Origin of the sequence: Tatumella citrea, assembly GCF_002163585.1 — a bacterium.
GTDB classification, from domain to species: domain Bacteria; phylum Pseudomonadota; class Gammaproteobacteria; order Enterobacterales; family Enterobacteriaceae; genus Tatumella; species Tatumella citrea.
The window spans coordinates 2,088,728-2,113,812 of record NZ_CP015579.1; the positions used below are offsets into that span (position 1 = coordinate 2,088,728).

Below are 25,085 nucleotides of genomic sequence, written 5' to 3' on the forward strand. Positions count from 1 at the left end.
TCAGCTGCTGAATGACCATTAAGAATTTAACGGTATATTTCTGCAACAAACAAAAAATCCGATCTTTGATTTTCCAGGGAGAGATATTTTGACGCAGAGAATTATTTTTGAATGTTAACTGCAATGATTTCAGATTATCTGATGGCTGAAATCAGTGGTAATAGCCTCATTACGTGATCCCTTTGCTTATTTAAAACTGCCTGCCATGACTGGTTAATAAATCGTACTGGCACAGAACCTGACTAAACAGATTATCTCCTGCCTGCGTTCAATTCTGGCAACCTTTTATATTAATTTTCCTAATAATTAATGCAGGCTGTGGCCTTTCCAGACCTTCTGCTGTCGGGTATCAGAAAACTGGGAAAAGAAGGTATCAGCCCTTATGGCATAGAATCCGTACTTGTTGGTTATTAAATCATCACAAATGATTAATGTTAAGTTTTCCTTGTTAATTTTCTATGAGAGTCAATGTAAATGTTGTATACATAAATAACTTATAATTACCGTTGTTAACACAAAGATGAAAACCCAAACACATCACCGGATAAAAAAAGCGTTAAATCTCTCTTTAATTTCTTTAATCTTTTCCACCAGCATCAGTTATGCTGAAAACAGCTCTTTGCTAGCTCAGCCAGCTCATAATTTACCTGCTCAGACTTTCCTGGTGGGTTCATGGACCGGGCAGGACACTGGCGATTTGGTTCAAAAAGCCATTTATCCGAGCCAGGGTATCTACCGTGTCCGCCTGAATAGTGATGGTTCTTTACTCCCGCTGGATGTGTTGAAGCTATCAAGCCCGTCATGGATTGTATTTAGCCATAACCATAAATTTGCTTACACCACCAATGAAAATGATGCCGGTTCTGTTACTGCGCTAAAAGTGGGTAAACAAGGCAAGCTAAGTACCATTAATCAGGCAGACAGTCTGGGTTCGCAGCCAACCCATGCAACAATCACCTTAGATGATAAATATTTAATCGCGGCAAACTACTCTGTTGCACCCCGTAATGCCGGTATTACCCTGTTCCCTCTGCGGGCTGATGGTAGTTTAGGAGAAGCTGTTCAGCATGTTCCCTTTATCGAGGGATCGCACATAGTCAAAGATCGTCAGGATGGTGGCCACGCTCATTCGGTCAATATTACCCCGGATGGTAAAATGCTATTTGTTGCCGACCTGGGTGCCGATACTGTGCACGCATTCAGCTATCATGCGGATAAATCACAGCCACTGACTGCAGAACCCGGTTTTGATTTACACTTCAAACCAGGTGAAGGTCCCCGCCATATGACCTTTTCCGCTAACGGGAAATTCGCTTATCTCAGTACAGAGATGTCGGCGAAGGTTCATGTCTATCGTATAGATAACGATAAGCTTACCGAAATTCAGGTTGCTGACCTGACCGATAGCACTAATCCGGATGACAAAGGTGGCGCAGGTATCCTGTTCAGCCCTGACCATAAATTCCTATATGTAGGTAACCGTCGTAAGGTTAATGAAATTGTGGTGTTTAAGGCGGATCCAACAACCGGAAAATTAACCCTCACCAAACGCTTCTCTTCTGGCGGTATTGAACCTCGCGCCTTTGCGTTCGATAAGACAGGTCAGTACATGATTATTGCCAATGTGTACTCAAACAATGTGGTTGAGTTAAGAAGAAATGCCGAAACCGGTGAGCTGACTCCTACCGCAGTTACATTACAGATTGGTACCCCGACAGATATCAAGTTCGTTAATTAAAACAGCAACCTCAGGGTAATACTGTTCAGTAACTGAACCGTTGAATGAACCCGTGGTTAAGTAAAAGTCCGAAAACACTGCCAGTTTTCGGACTTTTTTCTCCCTGCCAGACAGTTTCCCGTTCTCATCACAGGCAGATGTGAACTAATTTCACGCTTTTTGGCATAACCAGGAACCCCTGGCGAGATAATAGTGCCCGCCATCGTTGTGGTCTCATCCTGATATCAATGCAGCTGTAGCCTTAGATACGCCATATCTCCGGTCCTTATATCAACCTGTGCTTATTCAAAGACGATTTTTCAGGATGAAACCAGCCTTGATACTTTCCTGAAAGACAGACCTGACTGACTAAATGGCTTTATACCGTTGTGCAACTTCACTTTGTTTAATGTCAGAGAACAGAGCCTGACGCGATGTATTGAGGGTATCCCAGGATTCAGCATTCTGTAATGGAGGGATAGTAATCAGCTCACGGCGATCAAAACCAACCAGCGCAGCATCCACTAACTCACCTACTTCCATAAATTTTACTGAGTCACTGGTACCAATACCTGAACGATCCCAGATTTCGGTGTAAGTGCCGGCAGGCAGCACCGCCTGAATATAAACGCCTTTAGATGCCAGTTCGACATTCAATCCCTGAGACAGGAAAAGAACAAAAGCTTTGGTTGCGCCATACACCGTTAAGCCATATTCCGGCGCAAGTCCGAGTACAGAACTAATGTTGACTATAGATCCCTCACCTGCTTCCGCAAATCGTGGCGCCGCTGCTCTGGCCAATCTTGTCAGGGCCGTGATATTAAGTGCGATCACTTTGTCGATAGATTCAGGTGTCTGTTCTGTAAAACTTCCGGACTGCGCCATACCCGCATTGTTAATAAGAATACCAATGCCGGAGTCTTCACGAAGGCGAGCTTCAACAGCAGCTAAATCACCCGCTACTGTAAGGTCGGCAGGCAGTACATCGACAGAAATTCCATTTTCCTGACGCAGACGATCAGCCAGGGTCTCTAATTTTGCTTTGTCACGCGCGACCAGAATAAGGTCATGGCCGCGACGCGCAAATCGTTCAGCGTACACTGCCCCAATGCCCGTAGATGCACCCGTAATCAGAACTGAAGTTTTAGTCATGCTGACCTCTTTAATGAAGGGTTAAACAGAATTCGTAATACGCGTCCCGCACAGAAACGTGAGAGAGCCGTTGCTGCCTTTTTTAACTTTACGGCCAGGTCCGGAGTACCGGCCAACGTGTGGCGGGATGCCATCGGTTTGTCAGCATCCAGGCCTGATCTGTCTCTTTTCGCTTTAATGATGCTATTGCGATGTAATTTGCAGGAGCCATTAGCCTGAGCACACATTGATGAATTAGTGGTTGGTTCGTCATGTTTATATGCCTGGCAATGGTTGCTTTAACTGTCTTTTAATGATGATGATCATAATCATTAAAGTCAACCGGTTTGATTACGACCATCATCAATGTATAATTGAGCCCTGTTTTTTAGGGGGTAATAACGTGAAGGTGTCAAAAGAACAGGTACGCGAGAACAGGATGCGGGTTGTTGAAACGGCCTCAAAACTTTTTCGTGAACGCGGCTACGATGGAATCGGAATATCTGAGTTGATGTCGGAGGCTGGATTAACTCACGGTGGCTTCTACAAGCACTTTAGCTCTAAGTCTGATTTGTTGTCTGAAGCGATGAACTGTGGTTTTACTCAGTCAGCAGAAAAAACGGAAAACATTGACAGGGACAAATTCATTAGACTTTATCTCTCCCGGGAACATCGTGATCATATGGGTGAAGGTTGCGTAATGTCGGCTCTGAGTACTGATGCAGCTCGCCAGCCTGAGCCTGTTAAGGAAGCATTTGCTGCGGGAATTGAACAGCAACTGGCTGCTTTTGGTGCTGATAAAGACACCCGAGCTGACCTGATAAATACAATTTCTCATCTTGTTGGTGCTCTGATACTGTCCCGTGCCTGTCCGGATAATTCGTCCCTGTCTGATGAAATTCTGGAGGTCTGTCGTGCCGACTTAACAGTTCCCCGCCGCAAACCAACCTGACCCAGTTTCACAGAGACAAAACAAAACCGCCCGGTGCCTATCCGTAAAGATAAGTTTTCAGAACTTATTTATCGCGGCGACAAACAAGGTAAAGTAACAGAAGAGGCTGTACCTTCACTGCTACAGGACAGAAATCAGCATTCGGCACTTCCAATGTGCCGCCCTTTGTCTTTATCAGACTTTACCCCTGCTCATTCAACAACGATTCTGAAATACCTCTCCGGCAAATGAAACAGTTGATTCACAATGGATCATTAAAGTGCATTTAAAGCCTGTGCAAATCTCTCGTGGCACAGTAATGGTGCATAAAAAACAGCGATTAAAATCAACCTTATTCTTTAATTATCTGATTTATATACTTTTAAAATCAAATCACTCTCTCACCCCTAACTGGTACAAAAGTTGCAGAAGCTGTGTAGCCTTAAAAAAGGAGATTCAGATGAAAGCAATAGTTATTGGCGCGGGTATCGGCGGGATGAGTTCGGCACTGGCGTTAAGTCGTTGCGGTTATGAAACCGAAGTCTTTGAAGCAGTGAAACAAATGAAACCCGTTGGGGCAGCAATTTCTATCTGGCCCAATGGTGTCAAATGTCTGAATGCCCTCGGACTGAGAGATGAACTCAGGGCTCTTGGCGGGAATATGGCCTGGATGGCTTACAACGATTATGCCAGCGGCGACCAGTTGACCAGATTCAGCCTGTCACCACTGGTTGAACGTGTCGGTGAGTACCCCTATCCCGTAGCCAGAGCAGAGTTACAACAAATGCTTATTGACAGCTATGGCGCAGAAAAGATCAATTTTGGTAAACGTGTTACGCGCGTGAAACAGGATAGTCATGGTGTACAGGTATGGTTTGAAGATGGTAGCGAAGCTCAGGGGGATTTCCTGATTGCCGCCGACGGTACCCACTCTGTTGTCCGTGAATATGTGCGTGGCCAGTCCACTGAACGCCGTTATGCTGGTTATGTTAACTGGAACGGACTGGTGACTATTGATGAATCGATAGCCCCGGCCGATCAATGGACCACTTTTGTTGGTGAAGGCAAGCGGGTCTCCCTGATGCCGGTCAGTGGAAACCGCTTCTATTTCTTCTTTGATGTCCCACTGGAAAAAGGTCTCGCTGAAGACAGAGAAACCCTCAAAGATGACCTGAGTGGCTACTTTAAAGGATGGGCTGAGCCTGTTCAGCAGCTGATTAAACTTATAGACCCACAGACGACCAATCGTGTCGAAATTCACGACATTGAACCGTTTATGGAATTCGTTAAAGGCAGGGTCGCGTTATTAGGTGATGCTGCCCACAGTACGACCCCAGATATCGGTCAGGGTGGATGTGCCGCGATGGAGGATGCCATTGTACTGGCATCGGTTCTGGCTTCACATTCCCTGGGTATTGAAGACAGCCTGCTGCGTTACCAGAACCGCCGTAATCTGCGGGTTAAAGATCTGATCCTGAAAGCCCGTAAGCGTTGTGATGTGACCCACGGTAAAGACCCTCAGGCCACTGCTGACTGGTATAGTGAGCTGCGTGAAGAAACCGGTGAGCGTGTGCTTGGCGGGATGTGTGAAACCATTGAAGGCGGCCCTTTAGGCTGAAGACATTGTAACGGTTGTTCCGGCAGGTCTGATGCACCTGCCTGCCGGATAACCGTTGCGGAATAAAATACTCTCAGTTATCTGCCTGTCCCTGACGCCACACGCATTGCCCGTTGACCCACGTCTGAACAATATTTCGTTCATCTCCCAGCGTCATCAAAACAAACAGCTGTTCGTAAATATCCTTGCTGTTACTACTGCGCAGTGCCTGTAAGGGTGTTGCCTGTAAATCCAGAACAATAAAGTCAGCTTCTTTACCGGCATTAAAATTCCCAATCTGCTGATGCAGATCCAGTGCATGAGCACCGCCAAGGGTTGCATGATAAAAAGCTTCGCAGGCATTAAACTTGTAATTCTGCAGTTGCTGTACTTTATAAGCATCTCCTAATGTACGTAACAGGCTGAAACTGGTGCCTGCACCGACATCAGTGCCCATTCCTACCGGTATTTTTTGTTGCCGGGCCCGTTGCAGATTAAACAACCCACTCCCCAGGAAAAGATTAGAGGTTGGGCAGAATGAAATTGCTGACTCCGTTTGTTGCAGACAATCCCACTCCGTGTCCTGCAAATGAATGCAGTGAGCAAACACACAACGTTTTCCGGTTAACTGATAATGGTGATATACCCCCAGATAACTACTTTGCTGCGGGAACAGTTCCCTCACCCATTCTGTCTCGCGAAGGTTTTCGCTCAGATGCGTTTGCATCCACACCCCGGGATATTTGTTGCGTAATTCACCCGCCTGTTGCAATAACTCAGGAGTCGAGGTCGGGGCAAAACGAGGAGTAATGGCATATCCCAACCTGCCCTTGCCATGCCAGCGCTCGATTAGCTGCTGGCTTTGTAAAGCGCTTTGTTCAGGAGTTTCCAGTAAGTTCTCCGGAGCATGGCGATCCATCATGACTTTACCGGCGATCAACCGCATGGCATATTTTTCAGCTTCTGTGAACAGCGCATCAACAGACTCCGGATGAACTGAGGCAAACACCAGAGCGGTGGTTGTTCCATGGCTGAATAACTGATGGATAAAGAATTTAGCCATCTCAGCGGCATAACCCGGATCACCATACTGGCTTTCTACCGGAAAAGTATATTGCTGTAACCACTCCAGCAATTGCTCACCATAGGCAGCTATCATTTCAGTCTGTGGATAGTGAATATGAGTATCAATAAAGCCAGGCATGATCAGTTTGCCCCGCAAATCGGTAAACACCGCATTTGCCGGGATCTGAGCGTCATCACTCCAGGCAGTCAGTGAACATACTTTGCCGTTATCGGTCAGCAGTAAACCGTCTGGCAGATAACGAAACTGTTCGGTTATTGGCTGTTTTTCATTGGCAATATCCACAAAATGAACGAATGCGCCACGAATCGCCTGCAAGCCTGGTTGAGACATATTTTTCCTCTGTCACCCCCCGGAACATCAGGGGATCTGGTAATCGGGATAAATGCCGGTTGAAACGCCGGTTACAACTTTGACTGCTCTATCCCTGGTATCATCGCTTACTGCAATCATTGTGTTGCAATCATTGTGCCACTCATCATTATTGATTAAATTCATTTATTTTCAATAAGATATAGTTCCATTTTGCATTATCCGAGGAATAATAAACGATATTCTCTTCGCAATCGTTTGCTTTAACCCCGCAACCGGTTGCCTGGCTGTTTTATAAACACACCTCACCTGTTCTCCCGGAAACCCTGCAAATATTCGCACCAACACGCGTATATCTGCACCATCAGAGGGCAATCATCAACATTCTCTCACAGTCAAATGATGACGATTAAGAGGCAACGTCGCTCTATCAATGCTATGTTGTAATCTGTCATTCAGTAACTGAACAAAAGGTGTGGATATGATTATTCTTGTCACAGGCGCTACCGCTGGTTTTGGTGAAACGATTACTGCCCGTTTTATCGATGCAGGGCACAAAGTTATCGCTACCGGCCGCAGAACTGAGCGTCTGGAAAAACTGAAAGAAAAATATGGCGACAAGGTGTTACCACTACAGCTGGACGTCAGGGATCGTGCCGCTATTGAGCAGGCCATCAGCCAGTTACCTGCAGAATGGCAGGCTATTGATATACTGGTAAACAATGCCGGCCTGGCTCTGGGGCTGGAACCTGCGCAGAATGCTAATCCGGATGACTGGGAAACCATGATTGACACCAATGCCAAGGGGCTGGTGCTGGTTACCCGTGCCGTATTACCCGGTATGGTCGCCCGTAATAAAGGTCACATTATTAATATTGGTTCCACCGCCGGCAGCTGGCCTTATCAGGGGGGTAATGTCTATGGTGCGACTAAAGCATTTGTGCGTCAGTTCAGTCTGAACCTGCGTACCGATTTGCATGGCACTGCGGTTCGTGTGACCAATATTGAACCGGGTCTGGTTGGCGGTACTGAGTTTTCAAATGTACGTTTTAAAGGCGATGATGGTAAAGCCAGTTCAGTCTATGACGGTACTCAGGCACTCACACCGGAAGATGTGACCGAAGCCGTGTTTTGGGTTTCAGCCCTCCCTGCACATGTGAATATTAACACCCTTGAAATGATGCCTGTCAGTCAGACTTATGGCGGACTGAAGGTAGCAAAACAGTAACAGCTTACTGCGCTTTAGATAGCTGCCATTGACCGTAGCAAACTGTGATAGCGTAGTCATGCCGGCAAAAGTGTTATACTTTTGCCGGCCGGAACAGCAATGAATAGCTTTCCGGAAAATGATAAAAGGAAATCAATATGAAAATAACTTCAAAAATGTTGCCTGTTATTCTGAGTGCTATTCTTGGCGGTGGATTACTTTTCACAGCCGCGGGAAGCCTGGCGGCAACACAGCATATTGTTATCGACAGCGGTGATAATGCGATGACGAAAGAGGATGCCCGTCAAAGCCAACAACAGTGGGATGATACCCAGGCTCTGCGGCATAAAGTCAATCAGCGGGCGGAAAAAGAATTTAATAAAGTAGATAAAGCTTTTGATACCCGTGATAAATGTGAACAGAGCGAGAATCTTAACGCTTACTGGGAACCGAATACCCTGCGGTGTCTTGATCGCCGTACCGGTCGTCCTGTTAACCCCTGATTCCGTTTTGGGTAACAGTTTTATCAGCATAAAGGAGCTAAGTATGAAAAAGTCAGTTCTGTTAACCAGTGCGTTGTTAATTGCTTTCCCTTTGCTGGCACAGGCATCCTGTGAATCAGTGAAGGCCGATATCAGTAAAAAGATTATTGCTAACGGGGTTCCTGAATCCGGATTCAGTCTTGATATCGTGCCAAGTGATCAGGCCGATCAGAAAGATGGTCTGGTCGTTGGTCATTGTCAGAATGATACTCAGAAGATCGTCTATAAGCGTCTGGCTGATGACGGTAGTACTCCGTCTTCCTGATAGCCTGCAGCAGGAACATTGCGAATGTTCCTGCTCACTCCCGCCCTGCCGTTAAATAACAAATTCCGGTTCGCGTATCCGTGACAAATCAATATATTTTGTTAAATCACGCTGTTCAGCCCTGGGCAGATAGGGTATTTCTCCCACCAACGGTGCTCCAAGGTGTTTTTGTAATACATCAATAATACTGGCATATTCGGCCAGTCCGGGGTTAATCCGGTTAGCCACCCACCCGCACAATGACAGACCATCACCAATAATCGACTCCGCAGTCAACAGTGCGTGATTAATACACCCCAGTTTGATGCCTACCACCATGACCACCGGTAAATTCTGGCTGATAACCCAGTCAGAAAGCGGTTGCTCATTATTCATCAGACAGTGCCATCCGCCGGTGCCCTCGATAACCACCTGTTCAGCCTGGCGGCTGATTTCTGCCAGCCCACGACTGAGCACACCGTAATCAACCCGGCATCCCGGGCTGGTGCTGATTTCATCACCTTCCAGCGCGAACGGATTAATGGTCTGATAAGGCAAATCCAGTGACGATGCCTGTTGCAGCAACAGTGCATCATTGTTACGCATCCCTTCGTCCGTCTGTCTGGCATTTTTCGCAACCGGCTTATAACCGACACATTTCATTCCTTGTTGTGCCGCAGCCTGTAAGAATGCCAGAGATACAACGGTTTTACCCACGGCGGTATCCGTGCCTGTAATAAACACTCTTTTCACGTATGCTCCCAGGATTCACCAGTACGTTTTTTAAAAATACAGAATGCATTCTAGGTCACTGAACAACATCATGAATTGCGCTAACGCAAGTTTATGCCAGCTATCCCTGTAAAAGCCTGACCAATAACTCCCCACTGTACAATGCATCTTTAACCAGAGCCGTACCAGGTAAGGTGCCCGGCTGATTAAATTCGGCAGGTCGCAGACTGACCTGCTCACTGTAGGCGGGTAATGCTTCACGACAAATCGCAGCAGTTATGGCCGGAAACAAAATTTCTGCTGCACTATTCAGTGGAGAACCAATAAGAATATATTGCGGATTGAAAATATTGACCATCATTGCCAGACTACGGCCAACCAGCTCCCCTGCGGTGGTAATAATTTCGCAGGCCAGAGGATCACCATCCATAGCAGCACGGCACAACCAACGAGTATCCCTTTCTTCATCGTGCTTATGTAACAGGCTGTCGGGTGTAGTAAGCATACGTTCGTGTGCCTGTTTTAACAGACTTTCGGTGCCAACAACGGTTTCAAGACAGCCGCGATTACCGCAGTAACATGCCTCTCCACTGGCATCAACCCGGGTATGCCCAATCTCAACCAGCGCAGAGCTGTTTTTATGCAGAAGTTGTCCCGCAGTGATCACCGCAGCCCCGACCTGCTTATCCATCACCAGTAATATGGCATCCCTGACGCCCCTGGCAGCCCCAAAATAATGCTCGGCCAGCATTCTCGCCGATATATCGTGCTGAATATAGACGCTTAATCCGGTCTGGCGGTTCAGGCTCCGGGCCAGAGGGATATCTTTTTCCTGATGTTCTGGCAGCCGGTGCACCACGCCACTACGGGCATTGATAAGCCCGGGTAACGTAATTGTAATGGCGGTAAGACGTTCAAGCACTGACTGATGGCGACTGAAAAACTGCTCAACTGCACCGATGATAAAATCTGCGAGCGGCATTAAAGGGTCTGTCGGGAAGTCTACCACTCCTCCGGTGACTGTTTTGCCACTCAGATCGCGCAGAGTCATCAGCAGACTACGGTTATGCAAGCGTATTGCCAGAAAATGCCAGCCCTCACAATCCAGCTCCAGCCCGGTCGCGGGACGACCACGGTTGCCTGGCTCGGCTATTTCACATTCACGGACCAGATGAGCTTCCATCATCTCACGAACAATTTTGGTAATACTTGCCGGGGCGAGTTGAGCCAGTTTCGAAAGTTCAATTCGTGATACCGGCCCGTGCTGATCAATCAGGCGGTAAACAACGCCTGCGTTAATCTGCTTAATATGATCAATATGCCCAGGCTGGCTTTCTTCAAACACTCACCGCCCCTTTGGTTTTATTCGCTGATCGAAATAAAAAGAGTATGAGGTTTTCTACTAACAGTTACGTCAGGGGCCGGTGGAAATGTGACTGACTTCACAGAAGATTTATGACAGTCAGTTGACAGAGGACATCAGTTCCAGCATATGCCGTAAAGGCGCCGTAATCTGCCGCTGTGCTGACCAGACCAGCCAGACCTCGGAACGAGCATCCGGTTCTGATAACTCCAGCCAGACAATTTCATTAAGCTTTGCACGACGAAATGAAGCCGGCAGAATAGAAACACCGAGTCCGGTCGCTACCAGGCCCAGAATAGCCATCGCATCTTCGACTTCCAGAGTGATATTTGGGGTAATCTGGTAACGCAGCAGCAACCCCAGAATTTCCCCATACAGTGCAGTTCCCCCCTGATGGTCAAAAAACACAAATGGCTCATCACGTAAATCAGTGACAGAAATTTTACGTTGTCTGGCCAAATGGTGGTCGCGGTGAACTACCGCATACATGGCTTCTTTTTGCAGCAGGCAATACTGTAAATCATCCGGCAGTTCAGTATTGCGCATAATGGCCAAATCCAGCCTGCCTTCCTGTAACGGCAGGAGCAACTGACGACTGTTCATTTCCTGCATGTGCAGATGCACGTCAGGGTATGCCAGACGGTACTGATAAACCACTTCGGAAATCCGTTTGATTAAGGGGGCTGACGAAGTAAAACCCAGCCTTAATTCCCCGCTGTCACCATAGTGCAATCGTGAGGCACGCTCGCTGGCCTGTTTCACCTGAGCCAGAATGGCCCTGGCATCATTCAAAAATTGTTTACCGGCAGACGTCAGCTCAACACGACGGTTATTACGGGCGAATAATCGTGCATCCACCGTCTCTTCCAGTTGTCTGATTTGCTGGCTTAGTGGAGGTTGAGAAATATTGAGCCGGCTGGCTGCCCGGCCAAAATGTAACTCTTCTGCCACTGCAATGAAGTAACGTAAGTGCCTCAGTTCAAGATTCATATTTTAGAAATATCATTTGAGATTATTAATATATTAGACAACTTATTTGGCTTTTCCTAGAGTGAGCGGATACTAATCACTGAGGAATGTTCATGAACAGCACGTCCCGGGCGACAACTCTTCCGTCAGCGGAAGAAGAGAGTCCTGCCCAACGCAGCGGTAAATCGCCTTATATTACCCGCGGCACTTCGTCATTTATCCAGGTTACCGTAGCTCTTTTTTCCGCCGGCCTTGCCACCTTTGCCCAGCTTTATTGTGTTCAGCCAATATTGCCGGTTCTTTCCCATCAGTTTGATATTTCCCCGGCGCTCAGTTCAGTATCACTTTCTGTCTCTACCGCATGTATGGCACTTGGCCTGTTAATTACTGGGGCCATATCTGATGCTATCGGCCGTAAATCGATGATGGTTGGTGCCCTGATTCTGGCTGCCTGCTGTACTCTGGCTTCAGGGCTGATGACCAGCTGGACCGGCATACTTATCATGCGCGCACTGATTGGTTTATCACTCAGTGGTGTTGCTGCGGTGGCGATGACCTACCTTAGTGAAGAAATTCATCCCGGCGTGCTGGCCTTTACCATGGGCCTTTATATCAGCGGGAATTCCATCGGAGGGATGAGCGGACGTTTACTGACCGGTGTGATTACTGATTTTTTTAACTGGCGGATAGCAATTCTCAGTATTGGTTGCTGTGCACTGGCTGCAGCGTTTATGTTCTGGAAAATCTTACCTGATTCACGGCATTTCAGAGCCGTTCGATTACGCCCGAAAGTATTACTGATTAATTTCAGACTTCATTTCCGGGATAAAGGGTTGCCGCTGCTGTTTCTTATCGGTTTCCTGGTCATGGGGGCATTTGTCACCCTGTTTAATTATATCGGTTACCGTTTACTGCATGCGCCCTATTCTATGAGCCAGGCGACCGTCGGATTAATTTCGATCGTTTATCTTGCCGGCTCGTGGAGTTCGCCTAAAGCAGGTGCCATGAGTGTAAGGTTTGGCCGCGGTCCGGTATTCTTATTTTCAACCGGCCTGATGCTGGCTGGTGTGCTGATCACGCTGTTTTCTTCGGTCTGGATGATCCTGCCGGGTCTGTTGATGTTCACCGGTGGCTTTTTCGCCGCACACTCCATTGCCAGTAGCTGGATTGGACTTCGTGCTAAACGGGCTAAAGGCCAGGCATCTTCGATGTACCTGTTCAGTTATTACCTGGGTTCGAGTGTTGCAGGCACTTCCGGTGGTATCTTCTGGCGCAATTATGGCTGGCCGGGTGTTACCGCATTTATTGCCGTGCTGTTGGTTTTAGCACTCTTTGTTGGTTATAAACTGATGCAACGGGTACAAACAGTTCCCCGCTAAATCTCCTGCCTGCTGCCGGTACTATTCAGATTACCGGCAGCAAACCCGCCCATGTTGATAATTTCAGCCCGTAATAATTTTTAATTAAAATTATAATCCTGCCTATACTTTTCTTCACATTGTTCATTGTAACATGTCGATAACATTGACACCTGAACTGCCTGATTGCAGACGGAGAACGCTATGCCGGATTTTCAGAATAAATATCAGCACTGGCAAATCCGCCTGCACTGGTTAACATTACTGTTACTGATCATCGTTTACAGTACTATTGAGCTGCGCGGGTTTGCGACACGGGGATCCTGGCAGGGTAAAACGATAATCGTAACTCATTTCAGTTGCGGCATTCTGGTGTTTGCGGTGATGTGTGTCCGGCTATTACTTCGTTTTCGTTATCCGGCACCACCGGTAACACCACCTTTGAAACAGTGGCAGCATCTGCTTTCTTCTCTGGCTCATAAACTCTTATATCTGTTATTTCTGGTATTACCGATACTGGGTGTATCTTCCCGCTATGTCCGTGGCCAACAATGGCTGGTGTTTGGTATTCCTATGCCGGTGACGGATCATCCGGATTTCACCCTCAGCCGCCAAATCATTAACTGGCATGAGACACTGGCTAATTTTGGCTACTGGCTGATTGGATTACATGCCCTTGCCGCTATCGCACACCATTTTCTGTTCCGCGATGACACACTGCTAAGAATGATGCCAACACGGCGTCGTTCATCACGTAAATGAATCGTTTTTGCAGAAGATAAGCTGAATTAAGGGTTTAATCCTGTCTTTAAATTCGTCACAATAGCAGCACTTTGTGAGTTAGATCACTTAATGCTGAGGAAAACCCTTTTTCTTATGACCGCCGAATCACCCTCCGTCAATGAAAGTCCGTTACATTCCCGTCCCGTGTCCCGCAAAACAGCGTGGCTACGGGTACTGTTGATGGCTGTCGCCGCCTTTATCTTTAATACCACGGAGTTTGTACCCGTCGGTTTACTGTCTGATATTGGAACCAGTTTCGGTATGCAAACTGCCGATGTGGGGATTATGCTGACGATCTACGCCTGGTGTGTAGCTCTGTTGTCACTGCCATTAATGTTGCTTACCCGCAATGTTGAGCGACGAATTTTACTGGTTATTCTGTTTTCAATTTTTATTGCCAGCCATGTGCTCTCAGCTGTCGCCTGGAACTTCAATGCATTACTGGTTTCCCGCATCGGGATCGCGGTAACCCATGCGGTTTTCTGGTCAATTAACGCATCGCTGGCTATCCGGATTGCACCTCCGGGTAAAAAAACCCAGGCCCTGAGTATGATTGCAACAGGAACTGCACTGGCTATGGTTCTGGGTGTCCCGCTTGGGCGGATAATCGGACAGACCATGGGCTGGCGTACAACCTTTGGCATTATTGCGGTTTCTTCACTGGTGTTGATGGTAATGCTTGCCAGACTGCTGCCAAAACTGCCAAGTGAACATACTGGTTCGTTAAAAAGCCTGCCAATGCTGATTCGCCGTCCGGCGCTGATGAGCATGTATCTGCTGGTTACACTGGTAGTGACAGCCCATTATACCGCTTACAGCTACATTGAACCCTTTATGCAGCAACTGGCTCAACAGGGTGCTAATTTCACTACCCTGCTGTTACTGCTGTTCGGGGCTGCAGGTATCTTTGGCAGCGTGCTGTTCAGTACCCTGGGTAAACGCTTTCCTTCGTCACTCCTTTCCGGAGCGATAGCAGCCATAACTCTTTGCATGGGGCTGTTCTTAGTCACCTCAACGCATGCTCCGGCAATCATGACCGTCTGTATTGTCTGGGGAATTGCAATGATGCTGATTAACCTGTCGATGCAGGTGCGGGTTTTGTCACTGGCACCGGATGCAACCGATGTGTCAATGTCACTGATGTCAGGCATTTATAATATTGGGATTGGTGCTGGCGCGTTGATCGGTAATCAGGTCATCAGCCATCTGGGAATGAATCTCGTAGGCTATGTAGGATCTGCATTTGCACTGATTAGCCTGGTGTGGTGTCTGTACAGTCTGAAAAAATACCCGCAACTTCGTTCTAATCTGTGAAATTATCCCAGGCCAGCCGGGGATAATGCCATTATATTTAGTGCGCCGGCAGTTCGTTAATCGTGCTACTGGCGCCATTTTTTTTCACTGACTAAATGCCTTTTTCCCGTGCAGCAACGGAGCTGTACATCTCACTACGGCCAATAACCTGATGATTCGCGGCTTTCAGCGTAAAGTAAGGGGCATCATTTTTGGCTGTCAGACGTTCATAATTATGATCTTCGGGACTATTTTTCTGTACCGAGGCAATGCCATTCAGACAACCGCTTTTATTCACATAGCCCTCACTGCTGAGGATCACTTCTCCGTTAGCAGCTTTCAGACGGAAATAGTATTGCTGATCTTTTCCCAGAAAAACTTCATACTTTCCACTCATCGTTGAATCTCCGAAGTAAATGTACCCCGCTAAGTGTTTTCCGTGATGACTGAGAATGCAATGTTGCCCGCTAAAAAATCGCAGCGATTATTCTGAAAACACAGTCTGGTCGGCCAGAGATATCAGCCAGCAGGCAAAATCATGCAGTGCTGAATGTTCCTGCCCGACAGTGGCTGGCAGTATCAGACAGAAAGTTTTACTGAGTAAGGCCGAATGGCTCCAGGGAGAAACCAGTTGCCCCGTAGCAAGCTCTCTTTGAACATACACTTCCGGAATCAATGCCACCCCGTCACCGGCAACAGCAACGGCTATCGCCATCTCATGCAGATCCACAATAGCGCCCTGCAACGGATGATCGAGGTGAATACCTGCGATATCAGCGAAATGTGCCCAGGCGTCGGGATTTTGCCGGCGATGAATCCGCGGTAACCGGTTCAGTAATTGCTGAGGGTCTTCTCCGGTCATTAACTGCGGGTGACACACCGCGATCAGCCGTTCGCGGAACAAATGCCTGACCTGCATGCCTGCCCAGGCAGGATGGTCAAAATGGAGAGCAGCATCCAGCCCACTGCCACTGAGAATAAACGGGTCACTACTGGCGGTGATATTCAGGGTAATGTCCGGATGCTGTTGTCTGAAACTTTTCAGTCTGGGGATCAACCAGCGGCTGGCAAAGGTAGGTGATACTGCCAGTTCAAGATTTCGCTGGCTGGCGATACTGCCGCTTACCGAACGGGTATCCCGGTCAAAACGTTCGAGGGTCTCCCGGACCGACTTGGCATAGCGTGCCCCGGTAGCATTCAGGCTAACCCGGTTTCCGGAGCGCTCAAACAACCTGCACTCCAGTAACGTTTCCAGCCGGGCTATCTGCCGGCTGATGGCACCTTCAGTCAGAGCGAGCTCATCGGCTGCCCTGGCAAAATTACCGTGCCTGGCAGCAGCTTCAAATGCCAGTAATGACGCAGTGCCGGGAATCTTTTTACGCATCCAAATCCTGTTTTGCTGAAAAATTGAGTGTGGTTTAGGCCACGTGCCACCGCATGTATTCGGATGTACCGGAGTCATGCTGCTTAAAGTGACTGATGAATCAGCAAACCGCCGACAGATTGCCGTCTCGGCTCAACCGCAGATAAAAAGGTAGTCAGCTCCACTGAGATAAAGCACTGGCAAAGGTCTGCAGGTCAGAAGCCGTTATCTGCTGCGCCCGCCATGGAGTTCACGATTTTGCTCACGTAACTCTTCTGGTTTGCGTAAGGAGACGTACATTGCACCGCTGCCCCCGTGCCGTTGATGAGCCACGCAAAATGCCTGAACCTGAGAAAACTGAGGTAACCAGTGGGTCAGATAACTGCGGATGATATTACTGTGGCTGGTCTCCTCGCGGGATTTTCCATGAATGATCAGTACATTCCTCCCGCCCCTGCGGATGATTTCAGTCATAAATTCATAGACAGATTGCCTGGCCTGTTCGACGCTCTGGCGGATCAGAAACAAGCTGCCATCCAGTGAATAAGCTCCACGGCGCAATTTATCAACAACTCCGGTTTGCAGCCCTTCAGCCCGAAAGGTTGCCGGGGTCATCAGTGACAAAGGGGTAATCCGGTCTTTGAGCAGGAAATTTGTATTTATCGTTTCACTGCGCGGCAGAACCTTGTTAACCGAACGGGGAATGTGGATCTTCTGGTTATTTTTTATCGGATTAACATCATTAACCGCCAGGCTAAATAATGTGTGATCATCAGGATTCGTCATAACCACTCCTGTAGGGGAAGTAACACTAAGCGACCGATCAAAGAATAGCGTTTCTAACGTCGATTTTCAGCATTAAAGCGCTTATCTTCGATCAATTACCCTCCGGACAATCAGCGTAGAGTGACCGTGCGGGTAACAATTTGCATTATTTGGATAACCACATTTATCTTGTGGCAACAAATTAGTTTATACTCCTCAGCAGATAAGCAGATGAATTTACAGGTCATTTACAAAATTATTTGAAATTATAAAAATATTTTAGAAAACGATGTAATGTAAGCCTGTTTTTCTTCGCGAAAAATGTTAAAATTCGTACAAGTTAATAACTACCGGAACTGAATTATGATTCCAGAAAAAAGGATTATTCGTCGCGTTCAATCTGGCGGTTGTGCCATCCACTGCCAGGACTGTAGCATTAACCAGTTATGCATTCCCTTCACGCTTAACGAGCATGAACTGGATCAGCTGGATAATATTATCGAACGTAAGAAACCTATCCAGAAAGGCCAGTCTTTGTTCAAGGCAGGTGATGAGCTGAAATCCCTTTACGCTATTCGTTCCGGTACGTTAAAAAGTTACACCATTACCGAACAGGGCGATGAGCAAATTACCGGGTTCCATCTGGCCGGTGATTTAGTAGGTTTCGATGCCATTATCAGCAGCCACCATCCAAGCTTTTCTCAGGCTCTCGAAACGTCGATGGTCTGTGAAATCCCGTTTGAAACACTGGACGATCTCTCCGGAAAAATGCCGGCACTACGTCAGCAAATGATGCGTCTGATGAGCGGTGAAATTAAAAGTGACCAGGACATGATTCTTTTATTGTCGAAAAAGAGCGCTGAAGAGCGTCTGGCTGCTTTTATCTGGAACCTGTCTCGTCGCTTTGCACAGCGAGGTTTCTCACAGCGTGAGTTCCGTCTGACCATGACCCGTGGAGATATCGGAAATTACCTGGGGCTTACCGTTGAGACCATCAGCCGCCTGCTGGGTCGTTTTCAGAAGAGCGGGATGTTGGCAGTGAAAGGTAAATACATCACTATCGAAAATCATCCGATGCTGACCGAACTGGCCGGACAGACAGTTCCCTGTCACTCCTGAGCCAGAGATAAGCAGAACAGCGTGACATCCTGTCACTCTGCTCTGCTTTTAATTTCTCCTCTTCTCCCGCAAGGCAACTTAGGCTATCTTTAAGTGAATTAAGCCTTTTGCAAGGAGATGTCATTATGTCCAGATATCAAAATGTCCTGGTAGCTATTGACTCAGAGCAGGATGACCAGCCAGCGCTGCGGCGTGCGGTATATCTGAATCAACGCATCGGCGGCAAGATTAAAGCCTTCCTCGCTATTTATGATTTCTCGTATGAGATGACTACCCTGCTGTCTCCTGATGAACGAACCAGTATGCGTCAGGGCGTAATTAATCAGCGTACTGAATGGATCCGCCAACAAGCTAAGGCCTATATAGATTCTGGTGTCGATATTGAAATCAAAGTGGTCTGGCATAACCGGCCACACGAAGCCATTATTCAGGAAGTATTGCAGTTTAAACATGATTTAGTCCTGAAAATGGCCCACCAGTATGACCGGCTGGAATCCGTGATTTTCACTCCCACCGACTGGCATATATTACGTAAATGTCCGAGCCCGGTCTGGATGGTTAAAGACCAGCCATGGCCAGAAGGTGGTAAAGCGCTGGTGGCAGTAAACCTTGCCAGCGAAGAACCACAGCATGACGCGCTGAACCAGAAACTGGTCAGAGAAAGCCAGTTACTGGCCGATATGGTCAACCATACTGAAGTTCATCTGGTCGGGGCCTATCCGCTCACCCCCGTGAACATAGCCATTGAACTCCCTGACTTTGATCCGCAAACTTATAATGATGCCATCCGTGGTCAGCACCTGATCGCTATGAAAACACTGCGTCAAAAATTCTCTATTGCCGATGAGTTTACTCATGTCGATAAAGGCGAACCTGATGAAGTGATTCCTGCACTGGCCAGCAGTCTGGATGCAGGGGTTGTGGTGCTGGGAACAGTAGGCCGTACAGGACTCTCCGCAGCTTTCCTCGGGAATACCGCGGAACAGGTGATCGATCATCTGCGCTGTGACCTGCTGGTGTTTAAACCTGACGACTTTGTTGCTCCGGAACTGGACAACGAAGAAGAAACGCCATCGGCCTGATTTTTTCTCTGCCCTGCTGCTGCCAGGCTGGCAGCAGCAACACCAATTGTACTTAACCCACCTTATTTTCCTGCTACAGTGCGTTTTAAGTCTGCTTCATCGTAATGTCATAATATTTCCGCAATCTCCTGAATCTTCTTTTTTTATCTGTGGCAGGATAAATGCATAAATTGACTGAGACAGCACAATTATTACATGCAATAATCGAAACCAAACAGGTTACACATCAACGTCCGGGACGGTTTCGTACTCTTTTGAGCAAGGCGAAGGATTATTTTTATGAAGCTAAAGAACACCCTTTTGGCAGCAGCTCTTTTTTCTGTCACTGCTGTTAATGCATTTGCAGCCCAGGAGCTGTCACCACAGAAAGCAGCAGAGTTACAGCCTTTTAAACGTATTAATCTCAGCGGACGTTTTAATTCACTGATTGATGTCAGTGACGCTGTGTCAAAACGCGCAGATGAAATGGGCGCAGCATCTTTCTTTATTCAGGGTGTCAGCGATGCCACAGGTAATAGTGGTAACTGGCGTGTGACTGCCGATTTGTATCGCAGTGATGCACCTGCTGCTGTAAAAGAAACCCATTACAGCCGTTACAATGGCGTGAATGAATTACCGAAAAATGTCGCTTACCGGTTAGAGCCTTTCGATACTGTTACCGTGAGCGGTTATTTCCCAAGTCAACCGGATGCGGTTGATGCTATTTCCCGTGCAGCGAAAGATAAAGGTGCAGCATCATTCTTTATCGTACGTCAGATTGATACTAATAATGGCGGTAACCAGTTCATCACTGCTTATGTCTACAAGGCAGATGCTAAAGAACGTCGTGTGCAGAGCCCGGATGCTATCCCTGCCGATTCTCAGGCCGGTAAAGCAGCACTGGCTGCTGGCGGTGCTGCTGCCGCTAAAGTGGAAATTCCGGGAGTTGCCTCTTCTGAAGCGCCAGACAGAAGTGTCGGTCGTTTCTTCGAAACACAGAATACTACTGGCCAGCGTTACACTGTCCGGTTGCCTGGTGGTAAATCAGTGCAGGAACTGAGTGATCTCACTGCGGCTCAGATGACGCCATTTGATACAGTGACAATTACTAATCACTTTGGTACCCCGACAGAAATGTCAGACGCCATAGGCCGCCTGGCTGCGGCGAAAGGTGCTAAGTACTACCACATTACCCGCCAGTGGCAAAACCAGAGCGGCGGTAACCTGACAGTTACGGCGGAACTGTTTAAATAAACCACCGCTAAGATCACGGGTAATATTCTGTTACCCGTGATCTTCTGCTTTAATCCGATTCCACGTTTTACGCGTTGCGTTCCTGCCGGCCTCTCCGTAAAATCTCCGCCCTGCTGTTCTGGTGGATAATTCCATCCGAATTTACTAACTCAGCAATTTCCGCTGGTTTTACGTGCGAATAAGCGCTCATGCGCTGAAGTTTTACTCAGGAACAACATGTCTGAAAAGAAATTAGGCCTCGCGGCACTGACAGCCCTGGTACTCAGTTCTATGCTGGGTGCAGGAGTATTTAGCCTGCCACAAAATATGGCAGCGGTCGCAGGCCCCGCAGCTTTGTTAGGTGGCTGGCTGATTACCGGTATTGGCATACTTTTCCTGGCAATGGCCATGTTGTTACTGTCGCGTCTGCGTCCGGATCTTGATGGCGGTATCTTCACCTATGCCCGCGAAGGTTTCGGTGAGGTGACAGGATTTTGTTCTGCCTGGGGATACTGGCTGTGTGCGGTAATTGCCAATGTCTCCTATCTGGTTATCGTATTTTCGGCGTTAAGTTTTTTTACCGACTCGCCGGGGCATATTGTATTCGGTTCAGGTAATACCTGGCCTGCAATTTGCGGTGCCTCGCTGCTATTATGGCTGGTCCATTTCCTGGTACTGCGTGGAGTACAGACTGCAGCGACCATTAATATTCTGGCCACCCTGGGTAAACTGGTACCGTTATGTCTGTTTATGGTAGTTGCACTGCTGGCCTTTCGGTTTGCCAATTTCAGCCATGATTTTCGCGGGCTGAGTCTGGGACACCCGCTCTGGTATCAAATCAAACAAACCATGCTTATCACCTTATGGGTATTTATCGGGGTTGAAGGTGCAATTGTTATTTCTGCCAGGGCAAGACAGCGGCGGGACGTTGGAAGGGCAACGTTAACCGCGGTGTTGGCCGCACTGGTGGTCTACCTGTTAGTAACACTGTTGTCGTTAGGTATTGTGCCACGCGAGCAACTGGCAGGAATGCATAACCCTTCGATGGCAGGGTTGCTGGCTGGGATCGTTGGCCCGTGGGGAACCGTGGTCATTGTCGGCGGACTGGTGTTGTCAGTCTCAGGAGCTTATCTGAGCTGGACCATAATGGCTGCAGAAATCCCCTTCCTTGCCGCAAAAACCGATACATTCCCGCGTATCATTAGCCGACAAAATCGCTATGCGGCTCCTGCGGCTTCGTTATGGCTGACCAACGGCAGTGTCCAGATTTGCCTGCTGATTATCGGTATAACTCATGCCGGCTATGACAATCTTCTGAACATTGCCTCAGAGATGGTATTGGTACCGTACCTACTGGTTGGATTGTTTTTAATGAAAACAGCTCAGCGCAAAATTTCTAAAGAGATGCTGACAGGAACCGGGGCTTCTTTGTACGGATTATGGTTGTTATATGCGTCCGGTCCCGAAAACCTGGTGATGTCACTGATGCTCTATGCTCCGGGATTATTGCTGTTTGTTGTCGCACGCTACACAGCTCCGCAGCCGGTGCCTCTGGTGCGCAAAGAAGTACTGATAATCGCTGGTATTTTACTGGCGGCGGTCGCTATCGCGATCAGGCTGATGCTGACCTGAGGGCCAGCAGTGACACCTGGAAGCTTAAGGAAGAACGATGTTCAGACAGTCATCATACTGTCTGAGTGTCAGTGGTTTGCGGTATTCGTCGTGAATGCCAGCCAGCTGAAGCTCGGAGAGTGGATATGGTAGCTGGATTTCAAAGCTGACAATTTTTTGCTGCTCGGCTAAAGCAATCAGCCGCGCAATATTAATTTCGTCACTCACCTGTGTCGAAATTATCTGTAAGGCCATGGCTTTAAACAGTTCGGCCTCGGTCTCTGAATTTCTGTTACGCGCAGATTTACGTGTTACCATTCCGAAAATAGGCAGCACACCGTAGATCGCATCAACAAAACTCCAGTGCTTCTTACAGGAAGCTGAAAGATAATCACTGTAATTAAAACAAATGCGCTGGTTATCTGCGCCTGAAGCCAGTTTATCATCAGACACTCAAACTCCCCCTGTTACTATGATCCCTGGGAAACTCATATTTCCGGGATTTATAATGACATATTTAGTAGGGGATATACCAGCAACAGATGCCTTTTTCGTGTTAACGTAGCAGTAGTTTAAGGGCCGGGTAATTTCGTTGTTAAATATTAATAATTATTGTTAATTATGAATAAAATTGTTTACGTAGAAGATGAACCTGAAGTTGGCGAATTGATCGCTGCTTACCTCGGAAAACACGACTTTGACGTGGTGGTTGAAACCCGTGGAGATCGTGCTGAACAGCGTATTGTTGAAGAAGATCCGGATTTGGTCATGCTGGACATTATGCTGCCCGGAAAAGATGGTATGACTCTCTGTCGTGATCTGCGTGCCCGCTGGTCAGGACCTATTGTGCTGCTCACTTCACTCGATAGTGACATGAACCATATCCTGGCACTGGAGATGGGTGCCAATGACTATATTCTTAAAACGACGCCGCCTGCGGTACTACTGGCCCGTTTACGCTTACACCTGCGTCAGGCACTGCAAAGTACTAACAGTGAAGAACAACAACATTCCGGATCTGCCCCAGCCCGGCTGATCCGGTTTGGTACCCTGACCATTGATATGCTTAACCGCGAAGTAACGCTGGCAGATGAGCAAATTCCGTTATCTACTGCCGACTTCGACCTGCTCTGGGAGCTGGCCAGCCATGCAGGTCAGATACTTAACCGCGATGCGTTGCTTAAAACACTGCGCGGTGTCAGTTATGACGGCCTGGATCGCAGTATTGATGTGGCTATTTCCCGGCTACGTAAAAAACTCCATGACAATGCGACAGAACCGTTTCGGATTAAAACCATCCGTAATAAAGGATACCTGTTTGCACCGCAGGCCTGGGATACCCACTCCGAATGAAGAAACTGTTTATCCAGTTCTATCTGTTATTGTTCGTCTGCTTTCTGGTAATGACACTGCTGGTAGGCCTTGTCTATAAAATGACGGCGGAGCGTGCTGGCCGGCAGTCTATGAATGATCTGATGGCCAGTTCTCTTTATCTGATGCGCAGTGAGCTGCGTGAGATTCCTCCGCGGGACTGGAACAAAACGATTGATAATCTGGATTTGAACCTGTCCTTCAAGCTGCATATCGAACCCATGACCCGCTATGATCTGCCACCGGATGAAATGCGCCGTTTACGGGCCGGAGAAATCGTTGCTCTGGATGATCAGTATACTTTCCTGCAACACATTCCTCGCAGCCACTACGTGTTATCTGTCGGCCCTATTCCTTATCTGTTTTATCTGCATCAGATGAGATTACTGGATATTGCTTTGCTGGCATTTATCGGGATGTCACTGGCACTGCCGGTGTTTATCTGGATGCGTCCTCACTGGAAAGAGATGCAAAGACTGGAACGTGCCGCACAACGTTTTGGCCAGGGTGATCTCGATTCACGAACTAATTTTGATAACACTTCCAGTCTTTACCGGTTAGGAATTGCCTTTAACCAGATGGCAGAGAATATTAAGGTGCTGGTCGCCAGTAAAAAACAGCTTATCGATGGAATCGCCCATGAGTTACGTACTCCTCTGGTGCGGCTGCGCTACCGGCTGGAAATGAGCGAAAACCTGAGCGAAAGTGAAGCCGCAGCGCTGAATCGTGATATCAGCCAGTTGGAAGGATTAATCGAGGAACTACTGACCTATGCCCGCCTCGACCGCCCGAAAGTAGATATGAAATTACAGCAGTTTGACCTGGCTCACTGGCTGGCAGAACGGGTGGAAGACGCTCGTTCCCTTCACCCGGACCAGCAGATAGAACTGGATATTCCGCAACAGGAAAACCGGGGTTATGCCGATTTACGCCTGATGGAACGGGTACTGGATAATCTGGTGAACAACGGTTTACGTTACTCATCACAACGTATGCGGATCAGTTTATGGTTTGACGGCAACACCGGTTTGCTGCAGGTGGAAGATGACGGTCCGGGCATCCCCCCTGAAGAACGTGAGCATGTGTTCGAACCTTTTGTCAGACTAGACCCGAGCCGCGACCGGGCCACCGGTGGATGTGGTCTCGGACTGGCGATTGTTCACTCTATTGCTCAGGCATTTCGCGGTACCGTCTCTATCGACAGCAGCCCACTGGGCGGTGCCAGTGTACGGTTCTGCTGGCCGGTTAACCAGCCAGATGAAGCTTATCTTTCTTCAGTCAGTCCCCGGAGGGATTAAT

24 protein-coding genes are annotated in these 25,085 nt (G+C 47.9%); 15 read left to right on the top strand and 9 right to left on the bottom strand.

Going from position 1 to position 25,085, the window contains the following annotated elements; all coding sequences use genetic code 11:
- Nucleotides 1–520 precede the first annotated feature (520 nt).
- The gene (locus tag A7K98_RS09965) at nucleotides 521–1,738 is read left to right on the top strand and encodes a lactonase family protein (RefSeq protein ID WP_087488418.1); all 1,218 of its coding nucleotides are present in this window, start codon (nucleotides 521–523) and stop codon (nucleotides 1,736–1,738) included.
- Between the two features lie 348 nt (nucleotides 1,739–2,086).
- Here the strand turns inward: A7K98_RS09965 and A7K98_RS09970 are convergent, their stop codons facing one another.
- A complete protein-coding gene (locus A7K98_RS09970) occupies nucleotides 2,087–2,869 on the bottom strand; it encodes an SDR family NAD(P)-dependent oxidoreductase (protein WP_087488419.1) in 783 nt (260 codons plus the stop codon).
- Between the two features lie 382 nt (nucleotides 2,870–3,251).
- On the opposite strand from A7K98_RS09970, the gene A7K98_RS09980 reads away from it, so the two are divergent.
- Together A7K98_RS09980 and hpxO are read left to right on the top strand one after the other, a co-directional pair.
- Nucleotides 3,252–3,800 (top strand): TetR/AcrR family transcriptional regulator, encoded by a 549-nt coding sequence (locus A7K98_RS09980; protein ID WP_087490453.1) that lies wholly within the window; start codon nucleotides 3,252–3,254, stop codon nucleotides 3,798–3,800.
- Nucleotides 3,801–4,239: 439 nt separating this feature from the next.
- The gene (gene hpxO, locus A7K98_RS09985) at nucleotides 4,240–5,397 is read left to right on the top strand and encodes an FAD-dependent urate hydroxylase HpxO (RefSeq protein ID WP_087488421.1); all 1,158 of its coding nucleotides are present in this window, start codon (nucleotides 4,240–4,242) and stop codon (nucleotides 5,395–5,397) included.
- A 73-nt stretch (nucleotides 5,398–5,470) separates the two neighbouring features.
- Here the strand turns inward: hpxO and guaD are convergent, their stop codons facing one another.
- Nucleotides 5,471–6,793, bottom strand: coding sequence for a guanine deaminase (guaD, locus tag A7K98_RS09990; protein ID WP_087488422.1), 1,323 nt, complete (start codon nucleotides 6,791–6,793; stop codon nucleotides 5,471–5,473).
- A 460-nt stretch (nucleotides 6,794–7,253) separates the two neighbouring features.
- Here guaD and ydfG point away from each other — a divergent pair, with 460 nt between their 5' ends.
- The 3 genes from ydfG to A7K98_RS10005 all read left to right on the top strand — a co-directional run bounded on the left by ydfG (nucleotide 7,254) and on the right by A7K98_RS10005 (nucleotide 8,786).
- A complete protein-coding gene (ydfG, locus tag A7K98_RS09995) occupies nucleotides 7,254–8,000 on the top strand; it encodes a bifunctional NADP-dependent 3-hydroxy acid dehydrogenase/3-hydroxypropionate dehydrogenase YdfG (RefSeq protein ID WP_087488423.1) in 747 nt (248 codons plus the stop codon).
- A gap of 137 nt (nucleotides 8,001–8,137) precedes the next feature.
- Nucleotides 8,138–8,482, top strand: coding sequence for a DUF1283 family protein (locus A7K98_RS10000; RefSeq protein WP_087488424.1), 345 nt, complete (start codon nucleotides 8,138–8,140; stop codon nucleotides 8,480–8,482).
- Between the two features lie 43 nt (nucleotides 8,483–8,525).
- On the top strand, nucleotides 8,526–8,786 hold the full coding sequence (locus A7K98_RS10005) for a DUF1161 domain-containing protein (RefSeq protein WP_087488425.1): 261 nt from the start codon (nucleotides 8,526–8,528) through the stop codon (nucleotides 8,784–8,786).
- Nucleotides 8,787–8,837: 51 nt separating this feature from the next.
- Here the strand turns inward: A7K98_RS10005 and bioD are convergent, their stop codons facing one another.
- The 3 genes from bioD to A7K98_RS10020 form a co-directional block, all read right to left on the bottom strand.
- The gene (bioD, locus tag A7K98_RS10010) at nucleotides 8,838–9,518 is read right to left on the bottom strand and encodes a dethiobiotin synthase (RefSeq protein WP_087488426.1); all 681 of its coding nucleotides are present in this window, start codon (nucleotides 9,516–9,518) and stop codon (nucleotides 8,838–8,840) included.
- A gap of 100 nt (nucleotides 9,519–9,618) precedes the next feature.
- A complete protein-coding gene (mlc, locus tag A7K98_RS10015) occupies nucleotides 9,619–10,842 on the bottom strand; it encodes a sugar metabolism global transcriptional regulator Mlc (RefSeq protein WP_087488427.1) in 1,224 nt (407 codons plus the stop codon).
- Nucleotides 10,843–10,959: 117 nt separating this feature from the next.
- Nucleotides 10,960–11,850: a LysR family transcriptional regulator gene (locus A7K98_RS10020; protein ID WP_087488428.1), complete on the bottom strand. Its 891-nt coding sequence runs from the start codon at nucleotides 11,848–11,850 to the stop codon at nucleotides 10,960–10,962.
- A gap of 92 nt (nucleotides 11,851–11,942) precedes the next feature.
- Between A7K98_RS10020 and A7K98_RS10025 the strand changes: the two genes are divergently transcribed.
- From A7K98_RS10025 to A7K98_RS10035, 3 genes are all read left to right on the top strand, one after another.
- Nucleotides 11,943–13,208, top strand: coding sequence for an MFS transporter (locus tag A7K98_RS10025; RefSeq protein ID WP_087488429.1), 1,266 nt, complete (start codon nucleotides 11,943–11,945; stop codon nucleotides 13,206–13,208).
- 183 nt (nucleotides 13,209–13,391) lie between these two features.
- Entirely contained in the window at nucleotides 13,392–13,949 is a 558-nt protein-coding gene (gene cybB / locus A7K98_RS10030; RefSeq protein ID WP_087488430.1) for a cytochrome b561, read from the top strand.
- A gap of 114 nt (nucleotides 13,950–14,063) precedes the next feature.
- The gene (locus tag A7K98_RS10035) at nucleotides 14,064–15,284 is read left to right on the top strand and encodes a sugar transporter (protein ID WP_087488431.1); all 1,221 of its coding nucleotides are present in this window, start codon (nucleotides 14,064–14,066) and stop codon (nucleotides 15,282–15,284) included.
- A 91-nt stretch (nucleotides 15,285–15,375) separates the two neighbouring features.
- Here the strand turns inward: A7K98_RS10035 and A7K98_RS10040 are convergent, their stop codons facing one another.
- The 3 genes from A7K98_RS10040 to smrA all read right to left on the bottom strand — a co-directional run bounded on the left by A7K98_RS10040 (nucleotide 15,376) and on the right by smrA (nucleotide 17,412).
- Nucleotides 15,376–15,660, bottom strand: a complete 285-nt coding sequence (locus A7K98_RS10040) for a YegP family protein (protein ID WP_087488432.1) — start codon at nucleotides 15,658–15,660, stop codon at nucleotides 15,376–15,378.
- 87 nt (nucleotides 15,661–15,747) lie between these two features.
- On the bottom strand, nucleotides 15,748–16,647 hold the full coding sequence (locus tag A7K98_RS10045) for a LysR substrate-binding domain-containing protein (RefSeq protein ID WP_087488433.1): 900 nt from the start codon (nucleotides 16,645–16,647) through the stop codon (nucleotides 15,748–15,750).
- A gap of 204 nt (nucleotides 16,648–16,851) precedes the next feature.
- Entirely contained in the window at nucleotides 16,852–17,412 is a 561-nt protein-coding gene (gene smrA / locus A7K98_RS10050) for a DNA endonuclease SmrA (RefSeq protein ID WP_087488434.1), read from the bottom strand.
- A gap of 342 nt (nucleotides 17,413–17,754) precedes the next feature.
- On the opposite strand from smrA, the gene A7K98_RS10055 reads away from it, so the two are divergent.
- The 4 genes from A7K98_RS10055 to A7K98_RS10070 all read left to right on the top strand — a co-directional run bounded on the left by A7K98_RS10055 (nucleotide 17,755) and on the right by A7K98_RS10070 (nucleotide 22,436).
- On the top strand, nucleotides 17,755–18,510 hold the full coding sequence (locus A7K98_RS10055; RefSeq protein WP_087488435.1) for an FNR family transcription factor: 756 nt from the start codon (nucleotides 17,755–17,757) through the stop codon (nucleotides 18,508–18,510).
- Nucleotides 18,511–18,635: 125 nt separating this feature from the next.
- Nucleotides 18,636–19,592, top strand: coding sequence for a universal stress protein UspE (gene uspE, locus A7K98_RS10060; protein WP_087488436.1), 957 nt, complete (start codon nucleotides 18,636–18,638; stop codon nucleotides 19,590–19,592).
- 279 nt (nucleotides 19,593–19,871) lie between these two features.
- Nucleotides 19,872–20,825: a DUF1471 family protein YdgH gene (gene ydgH, locus A7K98_RS10065; RefSeq protein ID WP_087488437.1), complete on the top strand. Its 954-nt coding sequence runs from the start codon at nucleotides 19,872–19,874 to the stop codon at nucleotides 20,823–20,825.
- Between the two features lie 216 nt (nucleotides 20,826–21,041).
- Nucleotides 21,042–22,436 carry a basic amino acid/polyamine antiporter gene (locus tag A7K98_RS10070; protein ID WP_087488438.1) on the top strand — a complete coding sequence of 465 codons (1,395 nt, stop codon included), beginning with the start codon at nucleotides 21,042–21,044 and terminating at the stop codon, nucleotides 22,434–22,436.
- 24 nt (nucleotides 22,437–22,460) lie between these two features.
- On the opposite strand, the gene A7K98_RS10075 is transcribed toward A7K98_RS10070, so the two are convergent.
- Entirely contained in the window at nucleotides 22,461–22,868 is a 408-nt protein-coding gene (locus tag A7K98_RS10075; RefSeq protein WP_087488439.1) for a hypothetical protein, read from the bottom strand.
- A 168-nt stretch (nucleotides 22,869–23,036) separates the two neighbouring features.
- On the opposite strand from A7K98_RS10075, the gene rstA reads away from it, so the two are divergent.
- Together rstA and rstB are read left to right on the top strand one after the other, a co-directional pair.
- On the top strand, nucleotides 23,037–23,768 hold the full coding sequence (gene rstA / locus A7K98_RS10080) for a two-component system response regulator RstA (RefSeq protein ID WP_087490454.1): 732 nt from the start codon (nucleotides 23,037–23,039) through the stop codon (nucleotides 23,766–23,768).
- On the top strand, nucleotides 23,765–25,084 hold the full coding sequence (gene rstB / locus A7K98_RS10085; protein ID WP_087488440.1) for a two-component system sensor histidine kinase RstB: 1,320 nt from the start codon (nucleotides 23,765–23,767) through the stop codon (nucleotides 25,082–25,084). Before rstA ends, rstB begins: the two co-directional genes overlap by 4 nt.
- Nucleotide 25,085 lies beyond the last annotated feature (1 nt).